Source organism: Pseudomonas sp. NFACC08-1, assembly GCF_900106735.1.
In the GTDB taxonomy this organism is placed as follows: Bacteria; Pseudomonadota; Gammaproteobacteria; order Pseudomonadales; family Pseudomonadaceae; genus Aquipseudomonas; species Aquipseudomonas fluorescens_Q.
The window spans coordinates 138827-164931 of record NZ_FNNL01000004.1; the positions used below are offsets into that span (position 1 = coordinate 138827).

The 26105-nt window shown below is 61.9% G+C and carries 24 protein-coding genes; 18 read left to right on the top strand and 6 right to left on the bottom strand.

Going from position 1 to position 26105, the window contains the following annotated elements:
• Positions 1 to 19 precede the first annotated feature (19 nt).
• From BLU76_RS10335 to BLU76_RS10360, 6 genes are all read left to right on the top strand, one after another.
• Positions 20 to 1747 carry an autotransporter assembly complex protein TamA gene (locus BLU76_RS10335; RefSeq protein ID WP_063320378.1) on the top strand — a complete coding sequence of 576 codons (1728 nt, stop codon included), beginning with the start codon at positions 20 to 22 and terminating at the stop codon, positions 1745 to 1747.
• On the top strand, positions 1744 to 5430 hold the full coding sequence (locus BLU76_RS10340) for a translocation/assembly module TamB domain-containing protein (protein WP_092222634.1): 3687 nt from the start codon (positions 1744 to 1746) through the stop codon (positions 5428 to 5430). Before BLU76_RS10335 ends, BLU76_RS10340 begins: the two co-directional genes overlap by 4 nt.
• A gap of 163 nt (positions 5431 to 5593) precedes the next feature.
• A complete protein-coding gene (locus BLU76_RS10345) occupies positions 5594 to 6067 on the top strand; it encodes a MarR family winged helix-turn-helix transcriptional regulator (RefSeq protein WP_058546840.1) in 474 nt (157 codons plus the stop codon).
• The gene (locus BLU76_RS10350; RefSeq protein WP_092144357.1) at positions 6064 to 7533 is read left to right on the top strand and encodes an efflux transporter outer membrane subunit; all 1470 of its coding nucleotides are present in this window, start codon (positions 6064 to 6066) and stop codon (positions 7531 to 7533) included. Before BLU76_RS10345 ends, BLU76_RS10350 begins: the two co-directional genes overlap by 4 nt.
• A gap of 15 nt (positions 7534 to 7548) precedes the next feature.
• Entirely contained in the window at positions 7549 to 8745 is a 1197-nt protein-coding gene (locus BLU76_RS10355; protein ID WP_072339768.1) for an HlyD/EmrA/EmrK family protein, read from the top strand.
• Positions 8746 to 9019: 274 nt separating this feature from the next.
• Positions 9020 to 10549 (top strand): DHA2 family efflux MFS transporter permease subunit, encoded by a 1530-nt coding sequence (locus BLU76_RS10360; RefSeq protein WP_092222636.1) that lies wholly within the window; start codon positions 9020 to 9022, stop codon positions 10547 to 10549.
• 156 nt (positions 10550 to 10705) lie between these two features.
• On the opposite strand, the gene BLU76_RS10365 is transcribed toward BLU76_RS10360, so the two are convergent.
• Positions 10706 to 11461 (bottom strand): UDP-2,3-diacylglucosamine diphosphatase, encoded by a 756-nt coding sequence (locus BLU76_RS10365; protein ID WP_092144361.1) that lies wholly within the window; start codon positions 11459 to 11461, stop codon positions 10706 to 10708.
• Positions 11458 to 11961 (bottom strand): peptidylprolyl isomerase, encoded by a 504-nt coding sequence (locus BLU76_RS10370; protein ID WP_092222638.1) that lies wholly within the window; start codon positions 11959 to 11961, stop codon positions 11458 to 11460. Before BLU76_RS10370 ends, BLU76_RS10365 begins: the two co-directional genes overlap by 4 nt.
• Before the next feature lie 249 nt (positions 11962 to 12210).
• Between BLU76_RS10370 and BLU76_RS10375 the strand changes: the two genes are divergently transcribed.
• The 3 genes from BLU76_RS10375 (at position 12211) to BLU76_RS10385 (ending at position 15968) form a co-directional block, all read left to right on the top strand.
• Positions 12211 to 13911, top strand: coding sequence for a glutamine--tRNA ligase/YqeY domain fusion protein (locus tag BLU76_RS10375; protein ID WP_092144365.1), 1701 nt, complete (start codon positions 12211 to 12213; stop codon positions 13909 to 13911).
• Positions 13912 to 13931: 20 nt separating this feature from the next.
• The gene (gene cysS, locus BLU76_RS10380) at positions 13932 to 15314 is read left to right on the top strand and encodes a cysteine--tRNA ligase (RefSeq protein WP_092222639.1); all 1383 of its coding nucleotides are present in this window, start codon (positions 13932 to 13934) and stop codon (positions 15312 to 15314) included.
• Positions 15315 to 15512: 198 nt separating this feature from the next.
• Complete coding sequence (locus BLU76_RS10385) at positions 15513 to 15968, top strand: DUF2214 family protein (protein ID WP_092222641.1); 456 nt, start codon at positions 15513 to 15515, stop codon at positions 15966 to 15968.
• A gap of 190 nt (positions 15969 to 16158) precedes the next feature.
• Here BLU76_RS10385 and csrA read toward each other — a convergent pair whose 3' ends face one another.
• Positions 16159 to 16353 (bottom strand): carbon storage regulator CsrA, encoded by a 195-nt coding sequence (csrA, locus tag BLU76_RS10390; RefSeq protein ID WP_003179932.1) that lies wholly within the window; start codon positions 16351 to 16353, stop codon positions 16159 to 16161.
• A gap of 247 nt (positions 16354 to 16600) precedes the next feature.
• On the opposite strand from csrA, the gene BLU76_RS10395 reads away from it, so the two are divergent.
• A complete protein-coding gene (locus BLU76_RS10395) occupies positions 16601 to 16966 on the top strand; it encodes a penicillin-binding protein activator LpoB (protein WP_092222645.1) in 366 nt (121 codons plus the stop codon).
• A gap of 151 nt (positions 16967 to 17117) precedes the next feature.
• On the opposite strand, the gene BLU76_RS10400 is transcribed toward BLU76_RS10395, so the two are convergent.
• Both BLU76_RS10400 and BLU76_RS10405 read right to left on the bottom strand, forming a co-directional pair.
• Positions 17118 to 17807 carry an endonuclease gene (locus BLU76_RS10400; RefSeq protein WP_043042288.1) on the bottom strand — a complete coding sequence of 230 codons (690 nt, stop codon included), beginning with the start codon at positions 17805 to 17807 and terminating at the stop codon, positions 17118 to 17120.
• A gap of 5 nt (positions 17808 to 17812) precedes the next feature.
• Entirely contained in the window at positions 17813 to 18112 is a 300-nt protein-coding gene (locus BLU76_RS10405; RefSeq protein WP_170862015.1) for a DUF1654 domain-containing protein, read from the bottom strand.
• Between the two features lie 197 nt (positions 18113 to 18309).
• Between BLU76_RS10405 and BLU76_RS10410 the strand changes: the two genes are divergently transcribed.
• The 8 genes from BLU76_RS10410 to BLU76_RS10445 all read left to right on the top strand — a co-directional run bounded on the left by BLU76_RS10410 (position 18310) and on the right by BLU76_RS10445 (position 25853).
• The gene (locus tag BLU76_RS10410) at positions 18310 to 18756 is read left to right on the top strand and encodes a hypothetical protein (RefSeq protein ID WP_092144375.1); all 447 of its coding nucleotides are present in this window, start codon (positions 18310 to 18312) and stop codon (positions 18754 to 18756) included.
• A 133-nt stretch (positions 18757 to 18889) separates the two neighbouring features.
• The gene (locus BLU76_RS10415; RefSeq protein WP_092222647.1) at positions 18890 to 19846 is read left to right on the top strand and encodes a sugar ABC transporter substrate-binding protein; all 957 of its coding nucleotides are present in this window, start codon (positions 18890 to 18892) and stop codon (positions 19844 to 19846) included.
• Between the two features lie 58 nt (positions 19847 to 19904).
• Complete coding sequence (locus BLU76_RS10420; protein ID WP_092144379.1) at positions 19905 to 21458, top strand: sugar ABC transporter ATP-binding protein; 1554 nt, start codon at positions 19905 to 19907, stop codon at positions 21456 to 21458.
• Positions 21455 to 22432, top strand: coding sequence for an ABC transporter permease (locus BLU76_RS10425; RefSeq protein ID WP_092144381.1), 978 nt, complete (start codon positions 21455 to 21457; stop codon positions 22430 to 22432). The genes BLU76_RS10420 and BLU76_RS10425 overlap by 4 nt, the downstream gene beginning before the upstream one ends.
• A gap of 3 nt (positions 22433 to 22435) precedes the next feature.
• Positions 22436 to 23455 (top strand): LacI family DNA-binding transcriptional regulator, encoded by a 1020-nt coding sequence (locus BLU76_RS10430; RefSeq protein WP_092144384.1) that lies wholly within the window; start codon positions 22436 to 22438, stop codon positions 23453 to 23455.
• 23 nt (positions 23456 to 23478) lie between these two features.
• Positions 23479 to 24393, top strand: coding sequence for a ribokinase (gene rbsK / locus BLU76_RS10435; RefSeq protein WP_092144385.1), 915 nt, complete (start codon positions 23479 to 23481; stop codon positions 24391 to 24393).
• Positions 24390 to 24794: a D-ribose pyranase gene (gene rbsD, locus BLU76_RS10440; protein WP_092144387.1), complete on the top strand. Its 405-nt coding sequence runs from the start codon at positions 24390 to 24392 to the stop codon at positions 24792 to 24794. Before rbsK ends, rbsD begins: the two co-directional genes overlap by 4 nt.
• A gap of 30 nt (positions 24795 to 24824) precedes the next feature.
• On the top strand, positions 24825 to 25853 hold the full coding sequence (locus BLU76_RS10445; protein WP_003203636.1) for a nucleoside hydrolase: 1029 nt from the start codon (positions 24825 to 24827) through the stop codon (positions 25851 to 25853).
• A gap of 48 nt (positions 25854 to 25901) precedes the next feature.
• On the opposite strand, the gene BLU76_RS10450 is transcribed toward BLU76_RS10445, so the two are convergent.
• Positions 25902 to 26099, bottom strand: a complete 198-nt coding sequence (locus BLU76_RS10450) for a hypothetical protein (protein WP_003203634.1) — start codon at positions 26097 to 26099, stop codon at positions 25902 to 25904.
• Positions 26100 to 26105 lie beyond the last annotated feature (6 nt).

Consider the following 26105-nt stretch of genomic DNA (forward strand, 5'->3'; position numbering starts at 1 on the left):
TCGTGATAGCATCCGCGCCATGAACCTCCCAGGAAGAATGACCAGTGGCGCGCTCTTGCTGTCCCTCAGCTGCGTGGCGCTGGCAAACAGTGAATTGGAAGTACGGGTCAAGCCGTCCAATGATGAACTCAAGGCCAACGTAGAAGGTTACATCGGCGGTGTGGGTGATCGTGACGAGGAGGCCTTGCTGCGCTTCAGCCGTGGTGCCGAGGAGCAGGCGCGCAAAGCCGCCCAGGCGCTGGGCTACTACCAGCCGCAGATCGACAGTGAGGTCAAGGGCGGCAAGGACCCACGACTGGTGCTGACCATCGACCCCGGCGAGCCTGTGCATTTGCGCAACGTCACCGTGCGCATTGATGGCCCGGCGGCATCGCTCAAAGCCTTTCGCGTACCCAGCAACGCCGCCCTCAAGCCCGGCGCGGTGCTCAACCATGGTCGCTACGAAGACGCCAAGCGAATCATCCAGAACCAGGCTTCGCGTTATGGTTTTTTCAGTGGGCGCTTCACTCGGCAGAAGCTGTTGGTTGACCCCCAGGCGGGCATCGCCGACATCGAACTGATTTACGACAGCGGCCCGCGCTATGCCTTGGGCCCGGTGAGTTTTGAGGGCGACACGCCGTTCGACGAAGACCTGCTGCAGCGCATGGTGCCGTTCAAGGCCGGCACGGCGTACGACTCCGAACTCATTGCAGAGCTCAACCAGGCCCTGCAATCGAGCGGTTATTTCGAAGGCGTCCGGGTGGATGCCGCACCGACGGCGGCCACCGACAACGTGATCCCGGTGGCGGTCAAGCTTGATACGCGCAAGCCGCGCACCATGGGCCTGGGCCTGGGGTTTTCCACCGATGTCGGCCCACGGGTCAAAGCCAACTGGACGCGCCACTGGGTCAACCCCCAGGGCCATAGTTATGGCTGGGAAGCGGAAGTGTCGGCGCCCCGGCAGAACGTCGGCTTGTGGTACGACGTGCCGCTGGATCCGCCGCTGACTGACAAGATACGTTACGCCGGCGGTTATCAATATGAAGAACTGGCCGGCACCGACAGCCTCAGCAAACTGCTCACCGTGGGCCCGGAATGGCACAGCAAGTTGCCCAGCGGCTGGCAGCGGGTGGTGTCGCTCAAGTGGCAGCGCGAGGAGTATCGCCTCGGCGACGATGCGGGCCTGAGCACATTGCTGATGCCGGGCCTCAGCTATTCCTACCTGCGCAGCGACAACCGCATCGATCCACATAACGGTTACCGCTTGCAGTTCGACACCAAGGTCGCCAAGGAAGGGCTCGGCTCGGACAACAATCTTTTATATGGCACCGCCATGGTCAAGGGCCTGACCACGGTATTCGACAAGCATCGCTTGCTGGCGCGGGCGCAGATCGGCGGCAGCGCCACCAATGGCTACAAATCCATCCCGCCATCCCTGCGCTTTTTTGCCGGTGGCGACCAGAGCGTACGGGGTTACGACTACCAGAGCCTGTCGCCGGAAAACTCCGAAGGCGACCGTATCGGTGGTCGCTACATGGTCGCCGGCAGCCTCGAGTATCAATATTCCATCGCGGAAAAATGGCGAGTGGCGACGTTCATCGACCAGGGCAACTCTTTTAACAGCCTGGAACTGCCAAGCCTCAAGACCGGCGTGGGCGTCGGCGTGCGCTGGGTTTCGCCGGTGGGGCCGATCCGCCTCGACCTGGCCCATGCGATGGACGACGACGGCGGCATCCGCTTGCACTTTTCCATGGGGCCTGAGCTGTGACGCGTGGTTTGAAGATAACGCTGCTGGCGCTCGCCGGGGTGCTGGTGGCGGTCGTGCTGGCCTTGAGCGTTGTGCTGGGCACGGCATTCGGCAGCCGTTGGGCCCTTGGCCTGGTGCCGGGGCTGACCGTGGAGAACTTCCAGGGCCGGCTGGGCGGGCAGTGGAGCGCCGATCATGTGCTGTGGCAGCGGGACGCCAGTCGGGTGGAGGTGGATCGGCTGATATTCGCCTGGTCGCCGCTGTGCCTGGCGCGCATGACCCTGTGCATCGAACAGCTCAAGGCCGACCAGGTCGCCTTGCAATTGCCTGCCTCTGCCGATGAACCGAGCAGCGGCCCGATCAGCTTGCCGGACCTGGATTTGCCGCTCGCCATCGAACTGGGCGATGTGCAGGTCGGCAGCCTGTCGTTCAACGGCAGCGAGCAGCTCAAAGGGCTGCAATTGGTTGCCCATTGGACCGCCGAGGGCATGCAGATCGATTCGGTGCAATTGCAGCGCGATGAACTGAGCCTGAAACTCTCCGGCCTGCTGAAACCGGGAGGCGACTGGCCGTTGAGCGCCGAGGGCCGGTTGACCTTGCCGGCGCCGGGCACCATGCCCTGGGTGCTGGACCTGAAAGTCGACGGCAACCTGCTCAAGACCCTCAACCTCAAGGCCGACAGCAGCGGTTACCTGCAAGGCCAGTTGAGCGGTGAACTGCAACCGCTGGCGGACAACCTGCCCGCCAAGGTGCGCATCAGCGCCGACGGCTTCAAGGCCAGTGCCGATCTGCCGGACACGTTGGTGCTCAATCAGCTGGAATTGACCGGCGAAGGCGATCTGAAAAACGGCTATCAACTGCTCGGCAAAGCGACGCTGCCCGCCGAAAAAGGGTCGGTGGCGTTGTTGCTGCAAGGCACGGTGGACGCCAATGGCGCGCAGATCGCCGGCCTGGATCTGGATGCAGGCGCTCAGCAAAGCCTGAAACTCAGCGGCCAACTGGACTGGCGCGAAGGTCTGCGCGCCGAAGCGAAGGTTGCCTGGCTGGATTTTCCCTGGCATCGCCTCTATCCGCTGATCGATGAGCCACAGGTGACGTTGCGCAGCTTTGACGGCGAAGTCTCTTACACCAATGGCCAATACCTGGGCAACTTCCAGGCCGCGTTGGACGGACCCGCCGGGGCCTTCAGCCTGGGCAGCCCGTTCAGCGGTGACCTGACGCAAATCCATTTGCCGCAGCTCAAGCTCGCGGCGGGGCAGGGCAAGGCCGAAGGGCACCTGAGCCTGCAATTTGCCGATGGCATTGCCTGGGACACGGCGCTGCAACTGTCGGCCATCAACCCGGCGTATTGGCTTGGCGAACTGCCCGGGACCCTGGCCGGGCCATTGCGCAGCAAAGGGACGATGAAGAACGACCGCCTCGATCTCGACGCGGACCTGGACCTCAAGGGCAAACTGCGCGGCCAGCCAGCGGTGCTCCAGGCCAAGGCCAGCGGCGCTGGCGAGCAGTGGACGCTCAGCGCGCTGGACATTCGCCTGGGGGATAACCGCATCAACGGCAGTGCCAGCCTGCAAGAGAAACTGACCGGCCAGATCGACATCAAGCTCGCACGCCTGGCTCAACTCTGGCCGCAATTGCGCGGTCAAGTCGTTGGCCGTGTCGACGTGGCCGGCACGCTCAAGGCCCCCCAAGGCAAGCTCGGCCTGCAAGGCACACAACTGGCCTTCCAGGACAACCGCCTGCAAAGCCTGAACCTGGACGCGACCCTCGACAGCGCCCAGCGTGGCAAGCTCGACCTCAAGGCCAGCGGCATCCGCGTCGGCGAAACGTCGCTGGGCGTGCTGACGGTCAGCGGCCAGGGCGATATCAAACAACAGAAGCTCAACCTGGACCTGCAAGGGCCGCAGCTCGACACGACCCTGGCCCTCGATGGCGCGCTCGACCAGGGCAACTGGCGCGGGCGCCTGGCCAGCGGCGACGTGCAGGCCGGCGGCCAAGCCTGGCGCCTGCAAGCTCCGGCGAAACTGGAGCGCCTGGCCGATGGCACGCTCAACGTCGGCGCTCATTGCTGGCGTTCCTTTGATGCCAGCCTGTGCGGTGAAGACCAGCGGCTGATGCCGGAGCCGAAGCTGCGCTATCACCTCAAGCAATTCCCCATCGAAAGCCTGGCACAGTGGATGCCCAAGGATTTTGCCTGGCAGGGCCGGCTCAACGCGGACCTGCAATTGGACCTGCCGGCCAGCGGCCCGAACGGCCGGGTCCTGGTGGACGCCAGCGGCGGTACTTTACGGATTCGGGACAAGGAGGGCGATAAGGCGCAATGGCTGGACTTCCCGTACCAGACCCTCACACTCAACAGCCGCCTGACCCCCAAGCGCATCGACACCGACCTGAATTTCGCCGGCGCCAGGCTCGGCGAACTGATGCTCCAGGCACAAATCAACCCCATGCTCGCCAGCAAACCCATCAGCGGCTCGTTCCGCCTGACCGGCCTGGACCTGTCCGTGGCCCGGCCATTCGTGCCGATGGTGGAAACCCTCACCGGTCACCTGAACGGCAGCGGGACCTTGTCCGGTGGTTTGCTCGCGCCCCAGGTCAACGGCAACCTGGTGCTCAGCGACGGCGAAGTGTCTGGCCCGGAACTGCCGGTCAGCCTCGAAGCCTTGCAGATGCGGGCAACGATTACCGGCGAAGCGGTGCAGCTCAATGGCAATTGGAAAAGCGGCAAGAGCGGGCAGGGCAGCCTGAACGGCAACATCGGCTGGGGCGACGCCCTGACCATGAACCTGGCCCTCAAGGGCTCGCAACTGCCGGTCACCGTCGAGCCTTATGCGGTGCTCGACGTGGCGCCCGACCTCAACATCACCCTGCACGGTGAGCAGCTTGCCATTGTCGGTAAGGTCCTGGTGCCCAAAGGCGAGATCACCATTCGCGAACTGCCGCCGTCCACCGTCAAGGTGTCGGATGACACGGTGATCGTCGGCCACCAGATCGAAGAGGGCAAGGCACCGCTGGCCATGGCGATGGACATCGACGTGATCGTCGGCCAGGACAAACTCGCGTTCTCGGGATTCGGCCTGACCGCCAACGTGCAGGGCCAGGTTCACATTGGCGACAACATGGACACCCGCGGTGAGCTCTGGCTCAACGACGGTCGTTATCGGGCCTACGGGCAACGGCTGACGGTGCGACGGGCGCGGTTGCTGTTCGCCGGGCCCATCGACCAGCCCTACCTGGACATCGAAGCGATCCGCCAGACCGACGACGTGATCGCCGGCATCCGCTTGAGCGGCAGCGCCGAGCAACCGACCACGCAAATCTTCTCGGAACCGGCCATGAGCCAGGAGCAGGCATTGTCCTACTTGGTGCTGGGCCGGCCACTGAGCACCACCGGCGAGGACAACAACATGCTCGCCCAGGCGGCGTTGGGCCTGGGGTTGATGGGCAGCTCGGGCGTGACCACCAGCCTGGCCAATAACCTGGGGATCGAGGATTTCCAGCTCGACACCCAGGGCAGCGGCAATGCCACCAGCGTGGTCGCCAGCGGCAACCTGTCGGAAAAACTCAGCCTGCGCTACGGCGTTGGCGTGTTCGAACCGGCCAACACCATCGCCCTGCGCTACAAGCTCAGCAAGAAGGTCTACCTCGAAGCCGCTAGCGGCGTCGCCAGCTCGCTGGACATCTTCTACAAGCGCGATTTCTAACCCTTCCCCAAATCCCCAATGTGGGAGCGAGCAAGCCCGCTCCCACATTTTGCTTCTGCGTCTGCTCGTCATGAATAGCAAGCTAACTATTCGATTGACATTCGCTGCCTAAGCAGTAATATCTCGACATACATTCACTGCCTAGGCAGCAAACGGTGGTCAGATGAAGCATTTCACCCCAGACAACTTTCACAATTGCCATCTCGGCATGCTGCTCGGCCGTACCGCGCTGCTCAAGGACCGGATCATCGACACGCATATGGAACCCGTCGGCATCACCGCCGCGCAGTTCAAGGTGTTGATCATCATGGCCCAGTACGGCATCGAGACGCCGGCCGAGCTGTGTCGCTACCTGTCCCTGGACAGCGGCTCGATGACGCGGATGCTCGATCGCCTGGAACAGAAAGGTTTCCTGGCCCGTGAACGCTCCGCCCAGGACCGCCGGCAAGTGCGCCTGGTGCTGACCGAAGCCGGCCAGGCCCTTGCCGATCGCCTGCCGTTTATCGGTGCCGAGGCCATGAACCAGTTGGCCAGCGCCATCAGCCCCGAGGAGCTGCAAACCCTCGAACAGATCCTCAAGAAAATTCTGCTCGCCGCCGGTGACCCCATCACCGTGTCGCGAATGGGGGAAAAATGAAGTGTAAAACCTTGCGTACCCGATTAAGCCTGGTGGTCTTGGCCATGAGCCTGGCGGGCTGTGCCAGCTACAGCGGCCTGAAGACCGAAGGCGTCAGCCTGGAGGCCCAGAGCCTCAAGGCCGGGCAATCCCTGAATGGCGTCACGCTGTCGCAGGCCGCGTGGCCGAAAAGCGATTGGTGGAAGAGCCTCGGCGACCCGCAACTCGACGGCCTGATCCGTGAAGCCCTGCGCGATAGCCCGGACATGCAGATCGCCAGCGCCCGGGTGCATCAGGCCAGTGCCGCGGCCTATGCTGCCAACGCGGCGCGCCTGCCGACTCTCGATGCCAGCGGCGGCGCCAGCCGTTCGCGCCTGTCCCGTGACCAGGACCCGCAAGGGCAGGGCGGGGCGTACAGCACCCTGCGCACGTTAGGTGTGGACTTCAATTACAACTTCGACCTCTGGGGTGGCCAGCGTGCCGCCTGGGAAGCCGCCCTCGGCCAGGCCCGAGCCGCCGAGATCGATCGCCAGGCCGCGCAACTGACCCTGGCCGCCGACGTGGCCCGGGCCTACAGCGACCTGGGCCAGGCCCACATTATTTATGACCTGGCCTCCGAGGACCTCAAGCGCACCCGGCAGATGCTCGACCTGGGCAAGCGCCGCCTCACTGCCGGGATCGACAGCGAATATCAGTTCCAACAGACCGAAAGCCTGGAAGCCAGCGCCGACGCCACCCTGATCGACGCAGAGAAACGCCTGCAAAGCGCCAAGATCGCCCTGGCGGTGTTGCTGGGCAAAGGTCCGGACCGCGGCCATGAAATCCCCCGGCCCAACGTGCTGCAAGCCAGCGCGGTCGCCTTGCCGTCGAACCTGCCGGCCGAGTTGCTGGGGCGTCGTCCGGACCTGGTCGCGGCACGCTGGCGGGTAGAGGCGGCGAGCAAGAACATCGAGGCCGGCAAGACCAACTTCTACCCCAATCTCAACTTGAGCGCAGCCGCCGGAACCCGGTCGTTGCTGGGCGATGCGATGTTCGGTTCGGCCAGCCGCTTCTTCAATGTGGGGCCGACGGTGTCGCTGCCGATCTTTGATGGCGGCCGCTTGCGGGCGGACCTGGATGCCCGGGACGCCGATTACGACCTGGCGGTGGCGCAATACAACAAGAGCCTGGTCACGGCCCTTGGGGATGTCAGCGACACCATCAACCAATTGCGTGACATCGCTCGCCAGATCGGTGCCCAGCAACATGCCACCGATATCGCACAGAGCTCCTACGACACGGTGGTCCAGCGCTACGGCTCGGGCATCGGGAATTACCTGGACGTGCTGAGCATCGAGCAGCAATTGCTCCAGGCCCAGCGCCAACTGGCGAACCTGAATGCCGAGCAGATCGACTTGTCGATCCAACTGATGCAGGCCCTGGGTGGCGGTTTCGAGGCCCAGACCCTGGCGGCGGCCACCCCGGCCGCTACCACGCCAAATAACTGATTCGAGGTACTTGTCATGGCGACTGCCGAAACGACTCAATCCGAACATGCGCAAGACGGCAATCCACGCAAGCGCAAGGTCATGCTGCTGACACTGACGCTGCTGGTCATTCTTTCGGGCCTGGGCGTCTGGGCCTGGCACGAACTGTATGGTCGCTGGAGCGAAAGCACTGACGATGCCTATGTGAACGGCAACGTGGTGGAAATCACGCCGCTGGTCACCGGCACCGTGGTGAGCATCGGGGCCGACGACGGCGACCTGGTGCGTGAGGGCCAGGTGCTGGTGCAGTTCGACCCGAACGACGCCGAAGTCGGGCTGCAAAGTGCCCAGGCCAACCTGGCACGGACCGTGCGCCAGGTGCGTGGCTTGTACAGCAACGTCGATGGCATGCGCGCGCAGGTCAATGCGCAAGAGGCCGAAGTGCAGAAGGCCCAGGAAAACTACAGCCGACGCAAGAACCTGGCGGCCGGCGGGGCGATTTCCAAGGAGGAACTGTCTCACGCCCGGGATGACCTGACCTCGGCGCAGAACGCCTTGGCCAATGCCCGGCAACAGCTCAAGACCACCAGCGCCTTGGTCGACGATACCGTGGTGTCGTCTCATCCCGACGTGCAGTCCGCCGCCGCGCAGTTGCGCCAGGCCTTCCTGGCCAACGCCCGCAGTACTTTGATTGCACCCGTCACCGGTTACGTCGCCAAGCGCACCGTGCAACTCGGCCAACGGGTGCAGCCGGGCACGGCGTTGATGGCGGTGATCCCGCTGGATCAGCTGTGGATCGACGCCAACTTCAAGGAAACCCAACTGCGCGACATGCGCATCGGCCAGCCGGTGGAGATCGAAGCCGACCTGTACGGCAGCGATGTGAAGTACAGCGGCACCATCGACAGCCTTGGCGCCGGGACCGGCAGCGCGTTTGCCTTGCTACCGGCGCAGAACGCTACCGGTAACTGGATCAAGATCGTCCAGCGGGTGCCGGTGCGCATTCACATCAATGCCCAGGAACTGGCCAAGCATCCGCTGCGCATTGGCCTGTCGACCCTGGTCAACGTCGACCTGCACGACCAGAGCGGCCCGGTACTGGCCCAACAACCACCGCAGAAAGCCTCGTTCAGCACCCAGGTCTACGATCAGCAACTGACCGATGCCGACGCGATGATCGCGCGCCTGATCCACGACAACAGTGCGGCTGCGAGCAAGACCGCGCAGCGCTAGCCAGTCATGGCATGAACCTGTGGGAGCGAGCTTGCTCCGGGCGGCTCGCTCCCACACCACTACAGTTCATTCAAGGGAACCACTGAATCTGTGGCGAGGGAGCTTGCTCCCGCTTGAGTGCGAAGCGCTCACAAAAAGGGCTGCTGCGCAGCCAACGGGAGCAAGCTCCCTCGCCACGGTGGTTCAAGCGACCTTGATGAACGGCAGTGTGTTCCCACAGGTTCTGTGCCTTGCCCCGAACGATTTCGCCACCTTCGTTTCATAGGATTTCGCAATGAGCAATAACGCGTCTTTCACGCCGCCCAGCCTGTTGCTCAGCACCATCGGGCTGTCGCTGGCGACGTTCATGCAAGTGCTCGACACCACCATTGCCAACGTCGCCTTGCCGACTATTTCCGGCAACCTGGGCGTCAGCTCGGAGCAGGGCACTTGGGTGATCACCTCGTTCGCGGTGAGCAACGCCATTGCCTTGCCGCTTACTGGCTGGCTGAGCCGGCGGTTTGGCGAGGTGAAGCTGTTTTTGTGGGCGACGATGCTGTTCGTGCTCGCGTCGTTCTTGTGTGGTATTTCCACCTCGATGCCGGAACTGATTGGCTTTCGCGTACTTCAGGGGCTGGTGGCCGGGCCGTTGTACCCGATGACCCAGACCCTGCTGATTGCCGTGTACCCGCCGGCCAGGCGCGGCATGGCCCTGGCGTTACTGGCGATGGTCACGGTGGTGGCGCCGATTGCCGGGCCGATCCTCGGCGGCTGGATCACCGACAGCTACAGCTGGCCGTGGATCTTCTTCATCAACGTGCCCATCGGCGTCTTCGCCGCGCTCGTGGTGCAACAGCAGCTCAAGGCGCGACCGGTGGTCACCAGCCATCAACCGATGGATTACGTGGGCTTGATCACGTTGATCATCGGCGTCGGCGCGCTCCAGGTGATTCTCGACAAAGGCAATGACCTGGACTGGTTCGAATCGAACTTCATCATCATCGGTGCGCTGATTTCGATCATTTCCCTGGCGGTGTTTGTGATCTGGGAAATGACCGACCGCCACCCGGTGGTCAATCTCCGCCTGTTCGCCTACCGCAACTTTCGCATCGGCACCATCGTGCTGGTGGGGGGGTATGCCGGATTCTTCGGCATCAACCTTATCCTGCCGCAGTGGTTGCAGACCCAGATGGGCTACACCGCCACCTGGGCCGGGCTGGCGGTGGCCCCCATCGGCATCCTGCCGGTGCTGATGTCGCCCTTCGTCGGCAAGTACGCCCACCGGTTCGACCTGCGCGTATTGGCCGGGCTGGCGTTCCTGGCCATCGGCCTGAGCTGCTTCATGCGCGCCGGGTTCACCAACGAGGTGGATTTCCAGCACATTGCGATGGTGCAGTTGTTCATGGGCATCGGCGTGGCACTGTTCTTCATGCCGACCCTGAGCATCCTGATGTCGGACCTGCCGCCGCACCAGATCGCCGACGGCGCGGGCCTGGCGACGTTCTTGCGGACCTTGGGCGGCAGCTTTGCCGCGTCCCTGACCACCTGGATCTGGATCCGCCGGGCCGACCTGCACCATGCCTACCTGAGCGAAAGCATCAGCACCTTCGAGCCGGCCACCCGCGAGGCACTCAACCAGCTTGGCGGCGCGAGCACACCGGCTTATGCCCGGCTTGACCAGGTCCTTACCAGCCAGGCATACATGCTTTCCACCGTGGATTACTTCACGCTGTTGGGCTGGGCGTTCATGGGCTTGATCGTGCTGGTGTGGCTGGCGAAGCCGCCGTTTGCGGCGAAGGCTGGGCCGGCTTCGGCGGGGCATTGATCACGAAGTGAAGTGCAGTGTGTGGGCATGCTGTTCACTTGAAATTCCCCCGAATCCCTGTGGCGAGGGAGCTTGCTCCCGCTGGGCTGCGCAGCAGTCCCTTTTTTGAGTGCTTCGCACTCAAGCGGGAGCAAGCTCCCTCACCACAGGGGGGATTCAGGTTGGGTGAGGCGCAGGCAGCAGCGGCGGCGGGGCAAATCCAAACGGCGCCAACGCAAACCCTTGTTCATCCACCTGCAACGCCCAGCCTTGCTTGTCCCAATCCCCCAGCACGATGCGCCGGGCGGCGTGTTCGCCCAGTTGCAGCTTGTGGATGGCGGGGCGGTGGGTGTGGCCGTGGATCAAGGTCTTCACGCCGTATTGCTGCATGATCCGCGGGATCTCTTCGGGCGTGACGTCGACGATGTCATTGGCTTTCATGCGTGTCTGCGTGCGGCTTTCGCTGCGCAGTTTGCGCGCCAGTTTCTGGCGACTGCCCAGGGGCAGGTGCCGCAGGACGAACAGCGTGACCGGGTTGCGCAGCCAGCGCCGCAGCTTCATGTAGCCTTCGTCGCGGGTACAGAGGCTGTCGCCGTGCATCAGCAGCACCGGCTCGCCATTGAACTGCACGACACTCGGGTCCTTGAGCAGGGTGCAGCCGGCCGCTTTGCAAAAGGCCTGCCCCAGCATGAAGTCGCGATTGCCGTGCATCAGGAAGATGGCCGTGCCGCTGTCGCTCAATTCGCGCAGGGCCTGGCAGATGGAACGCTGGAACGGCGTCATGGCATCGTCGCCGATCCAGGCTTCGAAAAAGTCGCCCAGGATGTACAACGCTTGCGCCGAGCGGGCGCGTGTGGCGAGTAAATCCAGAAACGCCCGGGTGATGTCCGGGCGCTCCTCTTCCAGATGCAAGTCTGAAATCAGCAATATCACTCAATTTTCTCGGCTTTCTCGATGATCACGTCTTCTGCCGGGACGTCCTGGTGGCCGGCCTTGGACGTGGTGGAAACGCCTTTGATCTTGTCGACCACGTCGGTGCCTTCGATCACTTCACCGAACACTGCATAGCCCCAGCCCTGGGTGGTCTTGCTGCTGTGGTTGAGGAAGCTGTTGTCCGCCACGTTGATGAAGAACTGTGCGGAGGCCGAATGCGGCTCCATGGTACGGGCCATGGCAACGCTGTACTTTTTGTTCGGCAGGCCATTGTCGGCTTCGTTCTGGATGCTTGGGCGCTTGTCTTTCTTTTCCTTCATGCCTGGCTCGAAACCGCCGCCCTGGATCATGAAGTTGCCGATGACGCGGTGGAATATGGTGTTTTCGTAGTGGCCGGCGTTGACGTATTCGATGAAGTTGGCCACGGTCAGCGGCGCCTTCTCGGCGTTCAGTTGCAGAACGATGTCACCGTGGTTGGTGGTCAGTTTGACTTTGCTCATGGTCGGTACTCTTTCAAGGAATTCGTGGGTTTCGGGGCGTCACTGCCCGCAACCGGTCTGGCTGTAATCGGCCAGGCAGGGCAGTTTAGCGTGCCGGGCACGAATTTCGAGGCTGTTTTTCATCAGGCCGTCGATTAAATTCAATCGTTTGCCGGCCTGGCCTGTCAGGTGCTTGACAGCATCGGCTATGATACGGGCTTTGATTTATCAGGCCGCACCCGGCCGCGCACTTGTCTGTTCAAGGATCCTATGAGCAAGCCCACTGTCGACCCTACCTCGAATTCCAAGACCGGCCCGGCCGTGCCGGTCAATTTCCTGCGCCCGATCATCCAGGCGGACCTGGACTCGGGTAAGCACACACAGATCGTCACTCGCTTCCCACCAGAGCCCAACGGCTACCTGCACATCGGCCATGCCAAGTCGATCTGCGTGAATTTCGGCCTGGCCCAGGAGTTCGGCGGCGTCACGCACCTGCGTTTCGACGACACCAACCCGGCCAAGGAAGATCAGGAATACATCGACGCGATCGAAAGCGACGTCAAGTGGCTGGGTTTCCAATGGTCCGGTGAGGTGCGCTACGCCTCGCAATATTTCGACCAGTTGCACGACTGGGCCGTGGAACTGATCAAGGCCGGCAATGCCTATGTGTGCGACCTGACCCCCGAGCAGGCCAAGGAATACCGTGGCAGCCTGACCGAGCCGGGCAAGAACAGCCCGTTCCGTGATCGCAGCGTGGAAGAGAACCTCGACCTGTTCGCCCGTATGCGCGCCGGCGAGTTCCCGGACGGCGCTCGGGTGCTGCGCGCCAAGATCGACATGGCTTCGCCGAACATGAACCTGCGCGACCCGATCATGTACCGCATTCGCCACGCCCATCACCACCAGACTGGCGACAAATGGTGCATCTACCCCAACTATGACTTCACCCACGGCCAGTCGGACGCCATCGAAGGCATCACTCACTCGATCTGCACCCTGGAGTTCGAAAGCCATCGTCCGTTGTACGAGTGGTTCCTCAAGCACCTGCCGGTGCCGGCTACCCCACGCCAGTACGAATTCAGCCGCCTGAACCTGAACTACACCATCACCAGCAAGCGCAAGCTCAAGCAACTGGTGGACGAGAAGCACGTCAACGGCTGGGACGACCCGCGCATGTCGACGCTGTCGGGCTTCCGTCGTCGCGGCTACACGCCGGCGTCGATCCGCAACTTCTGCGAGATGATCGGCACCAACCGTTCCGACGGTGTGGTCGATTTCGGCATGCTCGAGTTCAGCATCCGTCAGGATCTGGATGCGAATGCCCCGCGCGCCATGTGCGTGTTGCGTCCGTTGAAGGTCGTGATCACCAACTACCCGCAAGACCAGGTCGAAAACCTCGAACTGCCGCGTCATCCGCAAAAAGAAGAACTCGGCGTGCGCAAACTGCCGTTCGCCCGTGAAATCTACATCGACCACGATGACTTCATGGAAGAGCCGCCAAAAGGCTACAAGCGCCTGGAGCCGAACGGCGAAGTGCGTCTGCGCGGCAGCTACGTGATCCGCGCCGACGAAGCGATCAAGGACGCCGACGGCAACATCGTCGAGCTGCGTTGCTCCTACGATCCCGACACCCTGGGCAAGAACCCGGAAGGTCGCAAGGTCAAGGGCGTGATCCACTGGGTGCCGGCCGCCGCCAGCGTCGAGTGCGAAGTGCGTCTGTACGATCGCCTGTTCCGCTCTCCGAACCCGGAGAAGGCCGAAGACAGCGCGAGTTTCCTGGACAACATCAACCCTGACTCACTGCAAGTGCTGACCGGTTGTCGTGCTGAACCCTCGTTGGGCAATGCACAGCCGGAAGACCGTTTCCAGTTCGAGCGCGAAGGTTACTTCGTCGCGGATATCAAGGACTCGAAACCAGGTCAGCCGGTATTCAACCGTACCGTGACCCTGCGTGATTCGTGGGGCCAGTGATCAAGTCTTAAGGAAACACCGTGCTTACGATCTACAACACGCTCACCAAGAGCAAAGAAGTCTTCAAGCCGTTGGATGGCAACAAGGTCCGCATGTACGTCTGCGGCATGACCGTGTACGACTACTGCCACATTGGTCACGGTCGCAGCATGGTCGCCTTCGACCTGGTGACCCGCTGGCTGCGGTTCAGCGGTTATGACCTGACCTACGTACGCAACATCACCGACATCGAAGACAAGATCATCAACCGTGCCCGCGAAAACGGCGAGCCTTACGATGCGCTGACCGAGCGCATGATCAAGGCCATGCACGAGGATGAGGCGCGCCTCAATATCCTCAAGCCGGACCTGGAGCCCCGTGCCACGGACCACATCCCTGGCATGTTGAGCATGATCCAGACCTTGATCGACAAGGGCTACGCCTACGCACCGGGCAATGGCGACGTGTACTACCGCGTTGCCAAGTTCATGGGCTACGGCAAGCTGTCGCGCAAGAAGATCGAAGACCTGCGCATCGGCGCGCGTATCGAAGTCGACGAGTCGAAAGAAGACCCGCTGGACTTCGTGCTGTGGAAGGGCGCCAAGCCGGGTGAGCCGAGCTGGGAGTCGCCGTGGGGCGCCGGGCGTCCGGGCTGGCACATCGAATGCTCGGTGATGTCCACCTGCTGCCTGGGCGAGACCTTTGACATTCATGGCGGCGGCAGCGACCTGGAGTTCCCGCACCACGAAAACGAAATCGCCCAGAGCGAAGCGGCCACCGGCAAGACCTACGCCAATGCCTGGATGCATTGCGGCATGATCCGGATCAACGGCGAGAAGATGTCCAAGTCCTTGAACAACTTCTTCACCATCCGCGACGTGCTCGACAAGTACCACCCGGAAGTCGTGCGTTACCTGTTGGTGTCGAGCCACTACCGCAGCGCCATCAACTACTCGGAAGACAACCTCAAGGACGCCAAGGGTGCCCTGGAGCGTTTCTATCACGCGTTGAAGGGGCTGCCGAGCGTGCCGGCCGCCGGTGGTGACGCCTTCGTGGCGCGTTTCACCGAAGTGATGAACGATGACTTCGGCACACCGGAAGCGTGCGCGGTGCTGTTCGAGATGGTGCGTGAGATCAATCGCCTGCGTGAGAGTGATCTCAATGCGGCGGCCGGTCTGGCGGCTCGCCTGAAAGAGCTGGCCAGTGTACTGGGTGTGTTGCAGCTCGAAGCCGATGACTTCCTGCAGGCCGGTGCCGAAGGCCGCGTGGACGCCGCCGAAGTCGAGACGTTGATCCAGGCGCGCCTGACTGCACGCGCCAACAAGGATTGGGCCGAATCCGACCGCATCCGCGACCAGCTCACCGCCATGGGCGTGGTGCTGGAAGACGGCAAGGGCGGGACGACCTGGCGTTTGGCGGACTAAGATCTTCTAAAGCTCGCCGTACCCCTGTGGGAGCGAGCTTGCTCGCGATAGCGTCGGATCAGTCAACAATCATGTTGGCTGAAAGATTGCCATCGCGAGCAAGCTCGCTCCCACAATTTTTTGTGCTCAGCCTGGCAATCATTCCTTTATGAGCTAGTACTGTCAGGTCGATTCGACGTTCTCTGACAGGGCTCTTCCATGTTGGCTCATTGGTCTCTGGCGGCAATACATCTTTTGGCGTTCGCCCTCGGGTTCTGGGCGGTGCTGACGCGCGGCACGGCGCTACGACGCCTGGCGGGTGGTGTGGATGCGGTTCGAAATGTGCTGATGGCGGACAACCTGTGGGGGCTGTCGGCGCTGGTGCTGCTGGTGACCGGTGGGATGCGCGCTTTTGCTGGGTACGAAAAGGGCACGGATTATTACCTGCACCAACCGCTGTTTCACCTGAAGATGACTTTGTTCCTGCTGATCCTGTTGCTTGAGATCGCGCCAATGATCGCCCTGATCAAATGGCGGATGGCGCTGGGCAAAGGGGCTGCGATCGATCCCTCGAAAGCCGGCCGGTTTGCACGGATCAGTCACATCGAAGCTTTGTTGCTGATCCTGATGGTGATCGCTGCCACGGGCATGGCGCGCGGCGTGAGCCTGGGTTGACCGGCCGCGAACGCCTGCTTCGTCATCATTAAAACGAAACGTCTGACAGCCATGCTAAGCGCCATGTCATTAGTATCGGTTCAACGGGCTGGACGAAAAAAGGTGGGGGCAGGGTGAGGCACGGTCGACCAGAATCTTTAGCCAGCCATTGCGACGATGCAAACGGGCTGGCTACGGACTGCAGCAAGGCTCAGGGAGTTTGCGGTTTGTCAGGGGCGGTAAGGCCTGCCTGAATACGCTGATAAATCTCTTCACGATGCACCGCAACGTTTTTCGGGGCGTTGATGCCGATCCGGACTTGTTGGCCGCTAACGCCCAGAATGGTGATCGTGATGTCGTCACCAATGTTTATGCTTTCACCGACTTTGCGGGTGAGTATCAGCATGGTGTTCTCCTTGATTACTTTATAGGGCACCTGATTCAGACAGTGCAGATGTCGGTACTGCTTATAGATTAGTGCTAAGTGTCACAATGTGGGTGCCTCTTTCTGACGCGCAGACGCAGCATTAATTCCCAGGGTGCGACTATACAGAGACGCCGGGCAGGATTCTCGTGTTTTGAGCACTGTTTGCGGCGATCTTGAAGGGCACGGGTGCTAAAATCCGTGTCTCATGTCTTCCGGGGGAAACGTTGTGCGCAAATTGGCTTGGGTTATTGCGGTATTGGTGCTGGCAGGATGCGGTGAAGGGCGTGACGTCGAAGCACCGAAGCCCAAACCCGTAGCGACCTCCGCACCGGCCGCCGCTGCCGCGCCGCAGTGGGCCGTCGAGGTTCGTGGCCAGACGCCGCAGGCTGTCAGCGACCTGACCGGCTGGCTCATCGAACACAGCTTCATGTCGAACGTGGTGCGTGAAAACGGCAAGGAGCGCGTCCTGGTCGGTCCTTTCAGTTCCAAGGCTGAGGCCGAAGCCAAGCAGGAACAGGTGACGGCTGCCCTGGTCCGGGCGAAAAAACGCAACATCGAGACGTTGGTGGTGGATTACCCGACGGCCCATTAATCGGGCAACCCAAAAAAGTCAGCCAAGCCACAAAACCTGTGAGCGAGCTTGCTCGCGATAGGGGTATGTCAGTCAACATCAATGCTGGCTGATCCACCACTATCGCGAGCAAGCTCCCACAGTCGGTTTTGTGCTGTTCACGAGTGCGAGGTCAGCCGCAGGCCTTCATGTCCACCGGCCCCACGAACTCGTTGCCACGGCCCATGACGCACGCCACGCTCTGGTTGCGCTGACGCTCCCAGCTTTCGACCGGGTAGGTCTTGTCCCAGGCTTCATACAGGCGCCGGTCCTGTTTCGAGAGGCGCAGGCCGTATTGTTTGCTCATGTAGAAATAGGTCCGGGCGATCATGCCCCGGATAGAAGGGCGGGGCATGACCTTCTTGGCCTTGAAGTCCACTTGGGTCAGGCATGAGCCGTACTGGCCCTTCTGCACAGGCAACCAGCCGAAACTGAAATTGCTGCGATCACCATTCACTTCCCCGATGCTGGGCACCAGGTTGTGCAGGTCGGCCTCGGCCCGTTGATAGACCGGGTCATAGCGGGTGCAGTTCTTGCGACCCCCTTGTTGCCAGCATTGACGCTGATGGCCGATCTGCCAGGCCGGGACAATATGCTCCCACTCGATGCGAGCGGCGCGGCTGGCATTCTTGCGCGGTACATAACCGCAGGCGGCCAGGTTCACGCGATTGCCAGTGTATTTACAGCCACAGTAAAACTCGGTGGATTGTGGTGCGTAGAGTTTCCAGGCGACTTTCTTGGCTTCGTTGAAGGTGCGCGGCGCACCGGCTTGTGCGCCCATCGCGATAAACACAAGCAAAAAAGCTAAACAGCGAACACTCATCAGGCTCAATCTTCCTTCGGCACAACCCAGAAAACCTGCACACCGCCATCATCGCGATAGGCGAGGGTCACGTTGTCGTTCTCGTCGATTTCTTCCAACAGGCGCTCCCACTCATCCACCGGCTCGTCAGGCAGACGGAAGATCAGGGCGGCCTTGGCTTTTTGCGCGGTGGGGGCGTTGATGATTTTCGAGACCCGAAGGCCGAGTCGTGTATAGGAATCTAAGGGGGTAGTTGCAGCGGAGGGCGTGGCCACAGAATTATCCTTATTAAGCTGTACGTGCATACAGTATTTGACCGTAGGCAATTACGCAACTGCTTAAAATTCAAGAAAATCGTCTGACAGCACTTTTTTCGTTTTGGTGTAGGAGAAGGGAATTTTTTATTGGCTGGCATAAACAGGTGGATCAACCGCTCTGGCCTGTGACAGCTTTGCGCAAGCGCTAAAGAAATGGCTTCGGCGGGCGATGTCCTGCGTAGGAATCCCATCCATGGAGTTTTGTCATGTCATTTTCAGTCGGCTTTCCCAATGCGGCGGCCGTGACCATCGGCGGTCAATCCACCGCTACCCTGAAGGCCTTGAACGAGGCGAGTGCCGAGGCCGTCGATGAGGCCCTTGGCGAGACGCAAACGCCCGGCAAAGTCCGTACGGGTACGGGCGCGGAAGCAACCGACCAGGCGCAGGAGGGCGGCAGCACCCAGAGCGTGGCGGTGCAGGTGCTGCTCAAGCGGATGCAAGAGCTTCAGCAGCAGCTCAGGGAGCAGCAACAGCAACTGGCCGCCGCAGAGGCGCGCGACTATGCAACGGAGGAAGCCAAGACTTCGGCGGTCATGGCCGTCCAGGGACAGATCGCCGACACCAGTGGCGCTTTGCTGGAAGTCACTGGTCATCTGGTCACGGAGCTGGCCAAGGGCAGCGGTTCGGGTTCGGTGGTCAATACAACGGCCTGAGCCTCGACGTTGCGGATCAAACCGCAACGTTGACAAATCTGCGAAGCCTTACCATAGTTCACTTCACGCAAACGTTTGCGCGGCGTTCCGTGCATTGATTTGCTCACAATAATCATAAGATCGGAGTGAACCCATGAAGTTGCCATTCGCTGGACGCCTTCTCGCTGTTGCCATGCTCGCGGCCGCATCCGCTGCGCTGCCTATCTCCTCGGCATTCGCCCAGACCGCAGAAAAGCCCAAGGTCGCCCTGGTCATGAAATCCCTGGCCAACGAATTCTTCCTGACCATGGAAGACGGCGCCAAGGCTTATCAGAAGGAACACTCCGCCGATTTCGACCTGATCTCCAACGGGATCAAGGATGAAACCGACACCGCCAACCAGATCCGCATCGTCGAGCAGATGATCGTGTCCAAGGTCGATGCCCTGATTATCGCGCCAGCGGATTCCAAGGCCATGGTGCCGGTGATCAAGAAAGCCGTGGACGCTGGCATCACGGTGATCAACATCGATAACCAGCTCGATCCGGCCGTGGTCAAAAGCAAGAACATCAACGTGCCGTTCGTAGGCCCGGACAACCGCAAAGGCGCGCGCCTGGTGGGCGAGTACCTGGCCAAGCAGCTCAAGGCCGGTGACGAAGTCGGCATCATCGAAGGCGTGTCCACAACGACCAATGCCCAGGCACGCACCGCAGGCTTCAAGGATGCAATGGAAGCGGCGCAGGTCAAGGTCGTTTCCCTGCAATCGGGTGACTGGGAAATCAACAAGGGCAACCAGGTTGCCGCGTCGATGCTCAGCGAATACCCGAACATCAAGGCACTGCTGGCCGGTAACGACAGCATGGCGGTCGGTGCTGTATCGGCCGTGCGCGCGGCGGGCAAGGCGGGCAAGGTGCAGGTGGTCGGCTACGACAACATCAACGCCATCAAGCCAATGCTCAAGGACGGTCGTGTCCTGGCGACGGCCGACCAGTTCGCCGCCAAGCAGGCCGTGTTCGGCATCGAGACGGCGCTGAAGATCCTCAAGGGCGAAAAAGTCGACAGCGGTACCAACGGCGTTATCGAAACTCCGGTCGAGCTGGTGACCAAGTAGTTATCCTGGCGACACAACGGTGCTCGCCCATTCGGGCGAGTGCATTGGAGAGTTTGTTATGTCCGTTCGCGACCCGAACGCTGTCCTGTGCGTCAGCGGTATCGGCAAGACCTATGCCCAGCCGGTACTGACCGATATCAACCTGACGTTGATGCGCGGTGAAGTGCTGGCGCTGACCGGCGAAAATGGCGCCGGCAAAAGCACCTTGTCCAAGATCATCGGCGGGTTGGTGACGCCGACGACCGGGCAGATGCAATTTCAGGGGCAGGATTATCGTCCTGGCAGCCGGACCCAGGCTGAAGAGCTGGGCGTGCGCATGGTGATGCAGGAACTCAACCTGCTGCCGACCCTGTCCGTGGCCGAGAACCTGTTCCTCGACAACCTGCCCAGTCACGGCGGCTGGATCAGTCGCAAGCAATTGCGCAAGGCGGCCATCGAGGCCATGGCCCAGGTGGGGCTCGATGCGATCGATCCTGACACGTTGGTCGGCGAACTGGGGATCGGTCACCAGCAAATGGTCGAGATCGCCCGCAACCTGATTGGCGATTGCCATGTGCTGATTCTCGATGAACCGACCGCCATGCTGACGGCCCGCGAAGTCGAAATGCTCTTTGAGCAGATCACTCGTTTGCAGGCGCGTGGCGTGTCGATCATCTACATTTCCCATCGCCTCGAAGAACTGGCGCGGGTCGCCCAGCGCATTGCGGTACTGCGCGATGGCAACCTGGTCTGCGTCGAGCCGATGGCCAACTACGACAGCGAGCAACTGGTGACCCTGATGGTCGGCCGGGAGCTGGGCGAACATATCGACCTTGGCCCACGCCAGATCGGCGCGCCGGCGTTGACCGTTAAAGGCCTGACCCGTTCCGACAAGGTCCGCGACGTGTCCTTCGAAGTCCGCAGTGGCGAGATCTTCGGCATCTCCGGCCTGATCGGGGCAGGGCGCACCGAACTGTTGCGGTTGATCTTCGGTGCCGATCCGGCCGACAGCGGCACGGTGGCGCTGGGTTCGCCGGCCCGGGTGGTGAGTATTCGCTCGCCGTCCGATGCGGTGGCCCATGGCATCGCGTTGATCACCGAAGACCGCAAGGGCGAAGGATTGCTGCTGACGCAGTCCATCGCCGCCAACATTGCCCTGGGTAACATGCCGGAGATCTCCAGCGCCGGCCTGGTGAATGGCAGCGCCGAACTGGCCCTGGCGCAGCGCCAGGTCGATGCCATGCGCATCCGCAGTTCCAGCCCGACCCAGTTGGTGTCCGAGCTGTCGGGCGGCAACCAGCAGAAGGTCGTGATCGGTCGTTGGCTCGAACGCGATTGCGCGGTCATGTTGTTCGATGAGCCGACCCGTGGCATCGACGTCGGCGCCAAATTCGACATTTATGCGCTGCTCGGCGAGCTGACTCGCCAGGGCAAGGCGCTGGTCGTGGTGTCCAGCGACCTGCGGGAGCTGATGTTGATCTGCGACCGGATCGGCGTGCTGTCCGCCGGGCGCCTGATCGACACCTTCGAGCGCGACAGTTGGACCCAGGATGACTTGCTTGCCGCCGCATTCGCCGGCTACCAGAAACGTGATGCGTTGCTCAACGAAGCAGCGCCTAGGGATCTTTCATGAAAACCGCACCTGCCGTCGGCAAATCGAGTGGCAACTTCTATGGCCTCGGGACCTACCTGGGCCTGGCTGGCGCGCTGCTGGCCATGATCGCGCTGTTCTCGGCGCTGAGCAGCCATTTCCTGTCCTATGACACCTTCAGCACCTTGGCCAACCAGATTCCCGACCTGATGGTGCTGGCGGTCGGCATGACGTTCATCCTGATCATCGGTGGCATCGACCTGTCGGTGGGGTCGGTGCTGGCGCTTGCGGCATCGACGGTCAGCGTGGCCGTGCTCGGTTGGGGCTGGAGCGTGTGGCCATCGGCCTTGCTCGGCATGGCCGTGGCGGCGTTGGCGGGTACGGTCACCGGTTCGATTACCGTGGCGTGGCGGATCCCATCGTTCATCGTCTCCCTCGGTGTGCTGGAAATGGCCCGGGGCCTGGCGTACCAGATGACCGGCTCCCGGACCGCCTACATCGGCGACTCGTTCGCCTGGCTGTCCAATCCCATCGCCTTTGGTATCTCACCTTCATTCATCATCGCCTTGCTGGTGATCTTCATTGCCCAGGCTGTGCTGACCCGAACCGTGTTCGGTCGCTACCTGATCGGCATCGGCACCAATGAAGAAGCCGTGCGCCTGGCCGGTATCAATCCAAAGCCCTACAAGATCCTGGTATTCAGCCTGATGGGCTTGCTGGCCGGTGTGGCCGCGCTGTTCCAGATTTCGCGCCTGGAAGCGGCGGATCCGAACGCCGGTTCAGGGCTTGAGCTGCAAGTCATCGCTGCCGTGGTCATCGGTGGTACCAGTCTGATGGGTGGCCGCGGTTCGGTCATCAGCACCTTTTTTGGCGTGCTGATCATCTCCGTGCTGGCGGCGGGCCTGGCGCAGATCGGCGCCACTGAGCCAACCAAGCGCATCATTACCGGTGCGGTGATCGTGGTGGCGGTCGTGCTCGATACCTATCGCAGCCAGCGCGCCAGTCGGCGGGGCTGAACCATGGCGACGATCAAGGATGTAGCAGCGCTCGCCGGGATTTCCTACACCACCGTGTCCCACGTGGTGAACAAAACGCGGCCGGTCAGCGAGGAAGTGCGGCTCAAGGTCGAGGCGGCCATCGAGCGCCTGGACTACGTGCCAAGCGCCGTGGCCCGGTCGCTCAAGGCCAAGACCACGGCGACCATCGGCCTGTTGGTGCCCAACAGCCTCAATCCTTACTTTGCCGAGTTGGCCCGGGGTATCGAGGACTACTGTGAGCGCAACGGCTATTGCGTGATTCTGTGCAACTCCGACGACAACCCGGACAAGCAACGCAGCTACCTGCGGGTGCTGCTGGAAAAACGCATCGACGGCCTGATTTTCGCGTCTGCCGGCGGTGATGTCGGCCTGGCCGAGGGGCTGTCCAACGTGCGCACCCCCATGGTGATCGTCGACCGTGGGCTCGAGGGTGTCGACGCAGACCTGGTGCGCATCGATCATGAATGCGGTGCGTACCTGGCGACCCGGCACCTGCTTGAGCTGGGTCACCGCGATATCGCCTTCATCGGTGGCCCGGCCAATACCAGCGTGGCGCAAATGCGCTTGGCCGGTTACTGCCGTGCGCTGAAAGAGGCCGGGATCGAGCTGCCTGTCGAGCGTATGCTCGAGAGCGATTTCACCAGTACCGGCGGCTACCGCGCCGCTGCGCAGCTGCTTGAACAGCAGCCACCGAGCGCGATTTTTGCGGCCAACGACATGATCGGTATCGGTGTGCTGCGCGCCGCGGCTGAACGCAATGTGCGCGTGCCCAGCGAACTGTCGGTCATCGGTTTCGATGACATCCAGATGAGCCGTTATGTCTACCCGGCATTGACCACGGTAGGGCAGTCGATCCTGCAGCTCGGCGAGATGGCGGCCGAAGTGCTGCTGCGACGAATTGCGACGCCGGGCCTTGCCACCGAGCAGCGGATCGTGACGCCAAGTATTGTCCTGCGAGAGTCGACTGCGCCGCTGTCCGGCACATTCGCCCAATACCGCTGAACCGAATTGATGAGTAGTGATGTATGCCAGCAAAAGTAGTGGTAATAGGCAGCCTGAACATGGACCTGGTGACCCGGGCGCCGCGTCTGCCGCGTGGTGGTGAAACTCTGATCGGCGAGTCCTTCTCCACCATCCCGGGCGGCAAGGGTGCCAACCAGGCGGTGGCCGCCGCGCGCCTGGGCGCCGAGGTATCGATGGTCGGTTGCGTGGGCAATGATGCCTACGGCGAACAATTGCGTGGCGGGCTGTTGGCCGAGGGCATCGACTGCCTGGCGGTCAGCGTGGTGGAGGGGGCCAGCGGCGTGGCGCTGATCGTCGTCGACGACAATAGCCAGAATGCGATCGTTATCGTTGCCGGTGCCAACGGTGCGCTCACCGCCGAGGTCCTGGACAGTGTCGATGAAGTGCTGCAAAGCGCCGATGTCATCATCTGCCAGCTCGAAGTGCCGGATGCCACCGTCGGCCATGCCCTCAAGCGCGCTCGTGAGCTGGGCAAAATCGTCATCCTCAACCCGGCGCCGGCTTCCCATACGTTGCCCGCCGACTGGTACGCCTGCATCGACTACCTGGTTCCCAATGAAAGCGAAGCAGCGGTGCTGAGCGGGCTGGCGGTGGATTCCCTGGAAACCGCCGAAGCCGCCGCCGCGCATTTGATCGCCGCCGGTGCCGGCAAGGTGATCGTCACCTTGGGGGCCCAGGGGCTGATGTTTGCCAACGGCGCCAGCTTCGAACACTTCCCGGCCCCGCGGGTCAAGGCAGTGGACACCACGGCGGCCGGAGACACCTTTGTCGGCGGCTTCGCGGCAGCCCTGGCGAGCGGCAAAAGCGAGGTCGACGCGATTCGTTTCGGCCAGGCCGCCGCCGCGCTGTCGGTCACCCGCCCGGGCGCGCAGCCTTCAATCCCCACGTTGTTGGAAGTACAGGCTTTCAAATCATGAAAAAGACGCCGTTGTTGAATGTGGCACTGTCACGACTGATCGCTTCCCTGGGCCATGGCGACAAGGTGGTCATCGGTGATGCCGGCCTGCCTGTGCCGCCTCAGGTCGAATTGATCGACCTGGCCCTGACCCATGGCATTCCTGACTTTGTCAGCACCTTGAAGGTGGTGCTCAGCGAAATGCAGGTGGAAAGCCATGTCCTGGCCGAGGAAATCCTCGACAAGCAGCCGCTGGCTCTGACAACCCTGGAGATGCTGAATGCCGAGGGTGCGTTGGGCGAGCGAGAGCTGGTCAGCCATGAACAATTCAAGATCATCAGCCGGCAGGCGCGGGCGATCATTCGCACAGGCGAGTGCTCTCCGTACTGCAATATCGTGCTGGTCGCTGGAGTGACGTTCTAACCCTGTTCAACCCTGCACAAGGAGTGCGCCATGCACCGCTATGCTCAGAAAATGCATCAACTGATCCGGAGTCTGCTGCTTTTGTCATTGATCACCGCTACGAGCGCCCAGGCGGCGGAAAAAATCGACCTGATCATCGACACCGATCCAGGGGCCGATGACGTGGTGGCGCTGTTGTTCGCCCTGGCCTCGCCCGAGGAGTTGCATATTCGTGCGCTGACCACCGTCGCCGGCAATGTGCGCCTGGACAAGACCTCTCGCAACGCTCGCCTGGCCCGGGAATGGGCGGGGCGCGAAGACGTGCCCGTGTATGCCGGGGCGCCGAAACCGTTGATGCGCACGCCGATCTACGCGGAAAACATCCATGGCAAGGAAGGCCTGTCGGGTGTCACGGTGCACGAGCCGAAGAAGGGCTTGGCCGAAGGCAATGCCGTCAACTACCTGATCGACACGCTGAAAGCGGCCAAGCCCCACAGCATCACCATTGCCATGCTTGGCCCGCAGACCAACCTGGCCCTGGCGCTGGTGCAGGAGCCCGATATCGTCCAGGGCATCAAGGAAGTGGTGATCATGGGCGGTGCGCACTTCAACGGCGGCAATATCACGCCGGTGGCCGAGTTCAATCTGTTCGCCGATCCGCAGGCGGCCGAGGTGGTGGCCAAGAGCGGTGTGAAACTGACCTACCTGCCGCTGGATGTGACCCACAAGATCCTCACCAGCGAGGCGCGCCTGAAGCAGATCGCGGCGCTGAACAACAATGCCAGCAAGCTGGTGGGCGATATCCTCAACGAATACGTCAAGGGCGACATGGAGCACTACGGCATGACGGGTGGGCCGGTGCATGACGCGACGGTGATCGCCTATCTGCTCAAGCCACAGTTGTTCACTGGTCGTTCGGTCAATGTCGTCGTGGACAGTCGCGAGGGCCCGACGTTCGGGCAGACCATCGTCGACTGGTACGATGGTTTGAAAGCGCCAAAGAACGCGTTCTGGGTGGAAAACGGTGATGCCCAGGGCTTCTTCGACCTGCTGACCGAGCGCCTGGCGCGCCTCAAGTAACCCGCCTGGCTATATGCGCCCGCAGGTGGGCCTGCGGGTGCGTGAGCATCAGTCCACGGCGTCGACGACGCTCGGATAGCGTTCGAATGCCTGCTGGATGAAGTTGCGGGCGACCTCCGTCCCCAGTTCCCTCACCAGCAATTCTATGCCGATGATTGCCAACTCCTCGGGACTGCTCGGGCTATAGGAGCTATGGCCCTCCGACCATTTGGCATTGATGGTGGCTTCGATGCTGACGGTGCTCATGGTAGG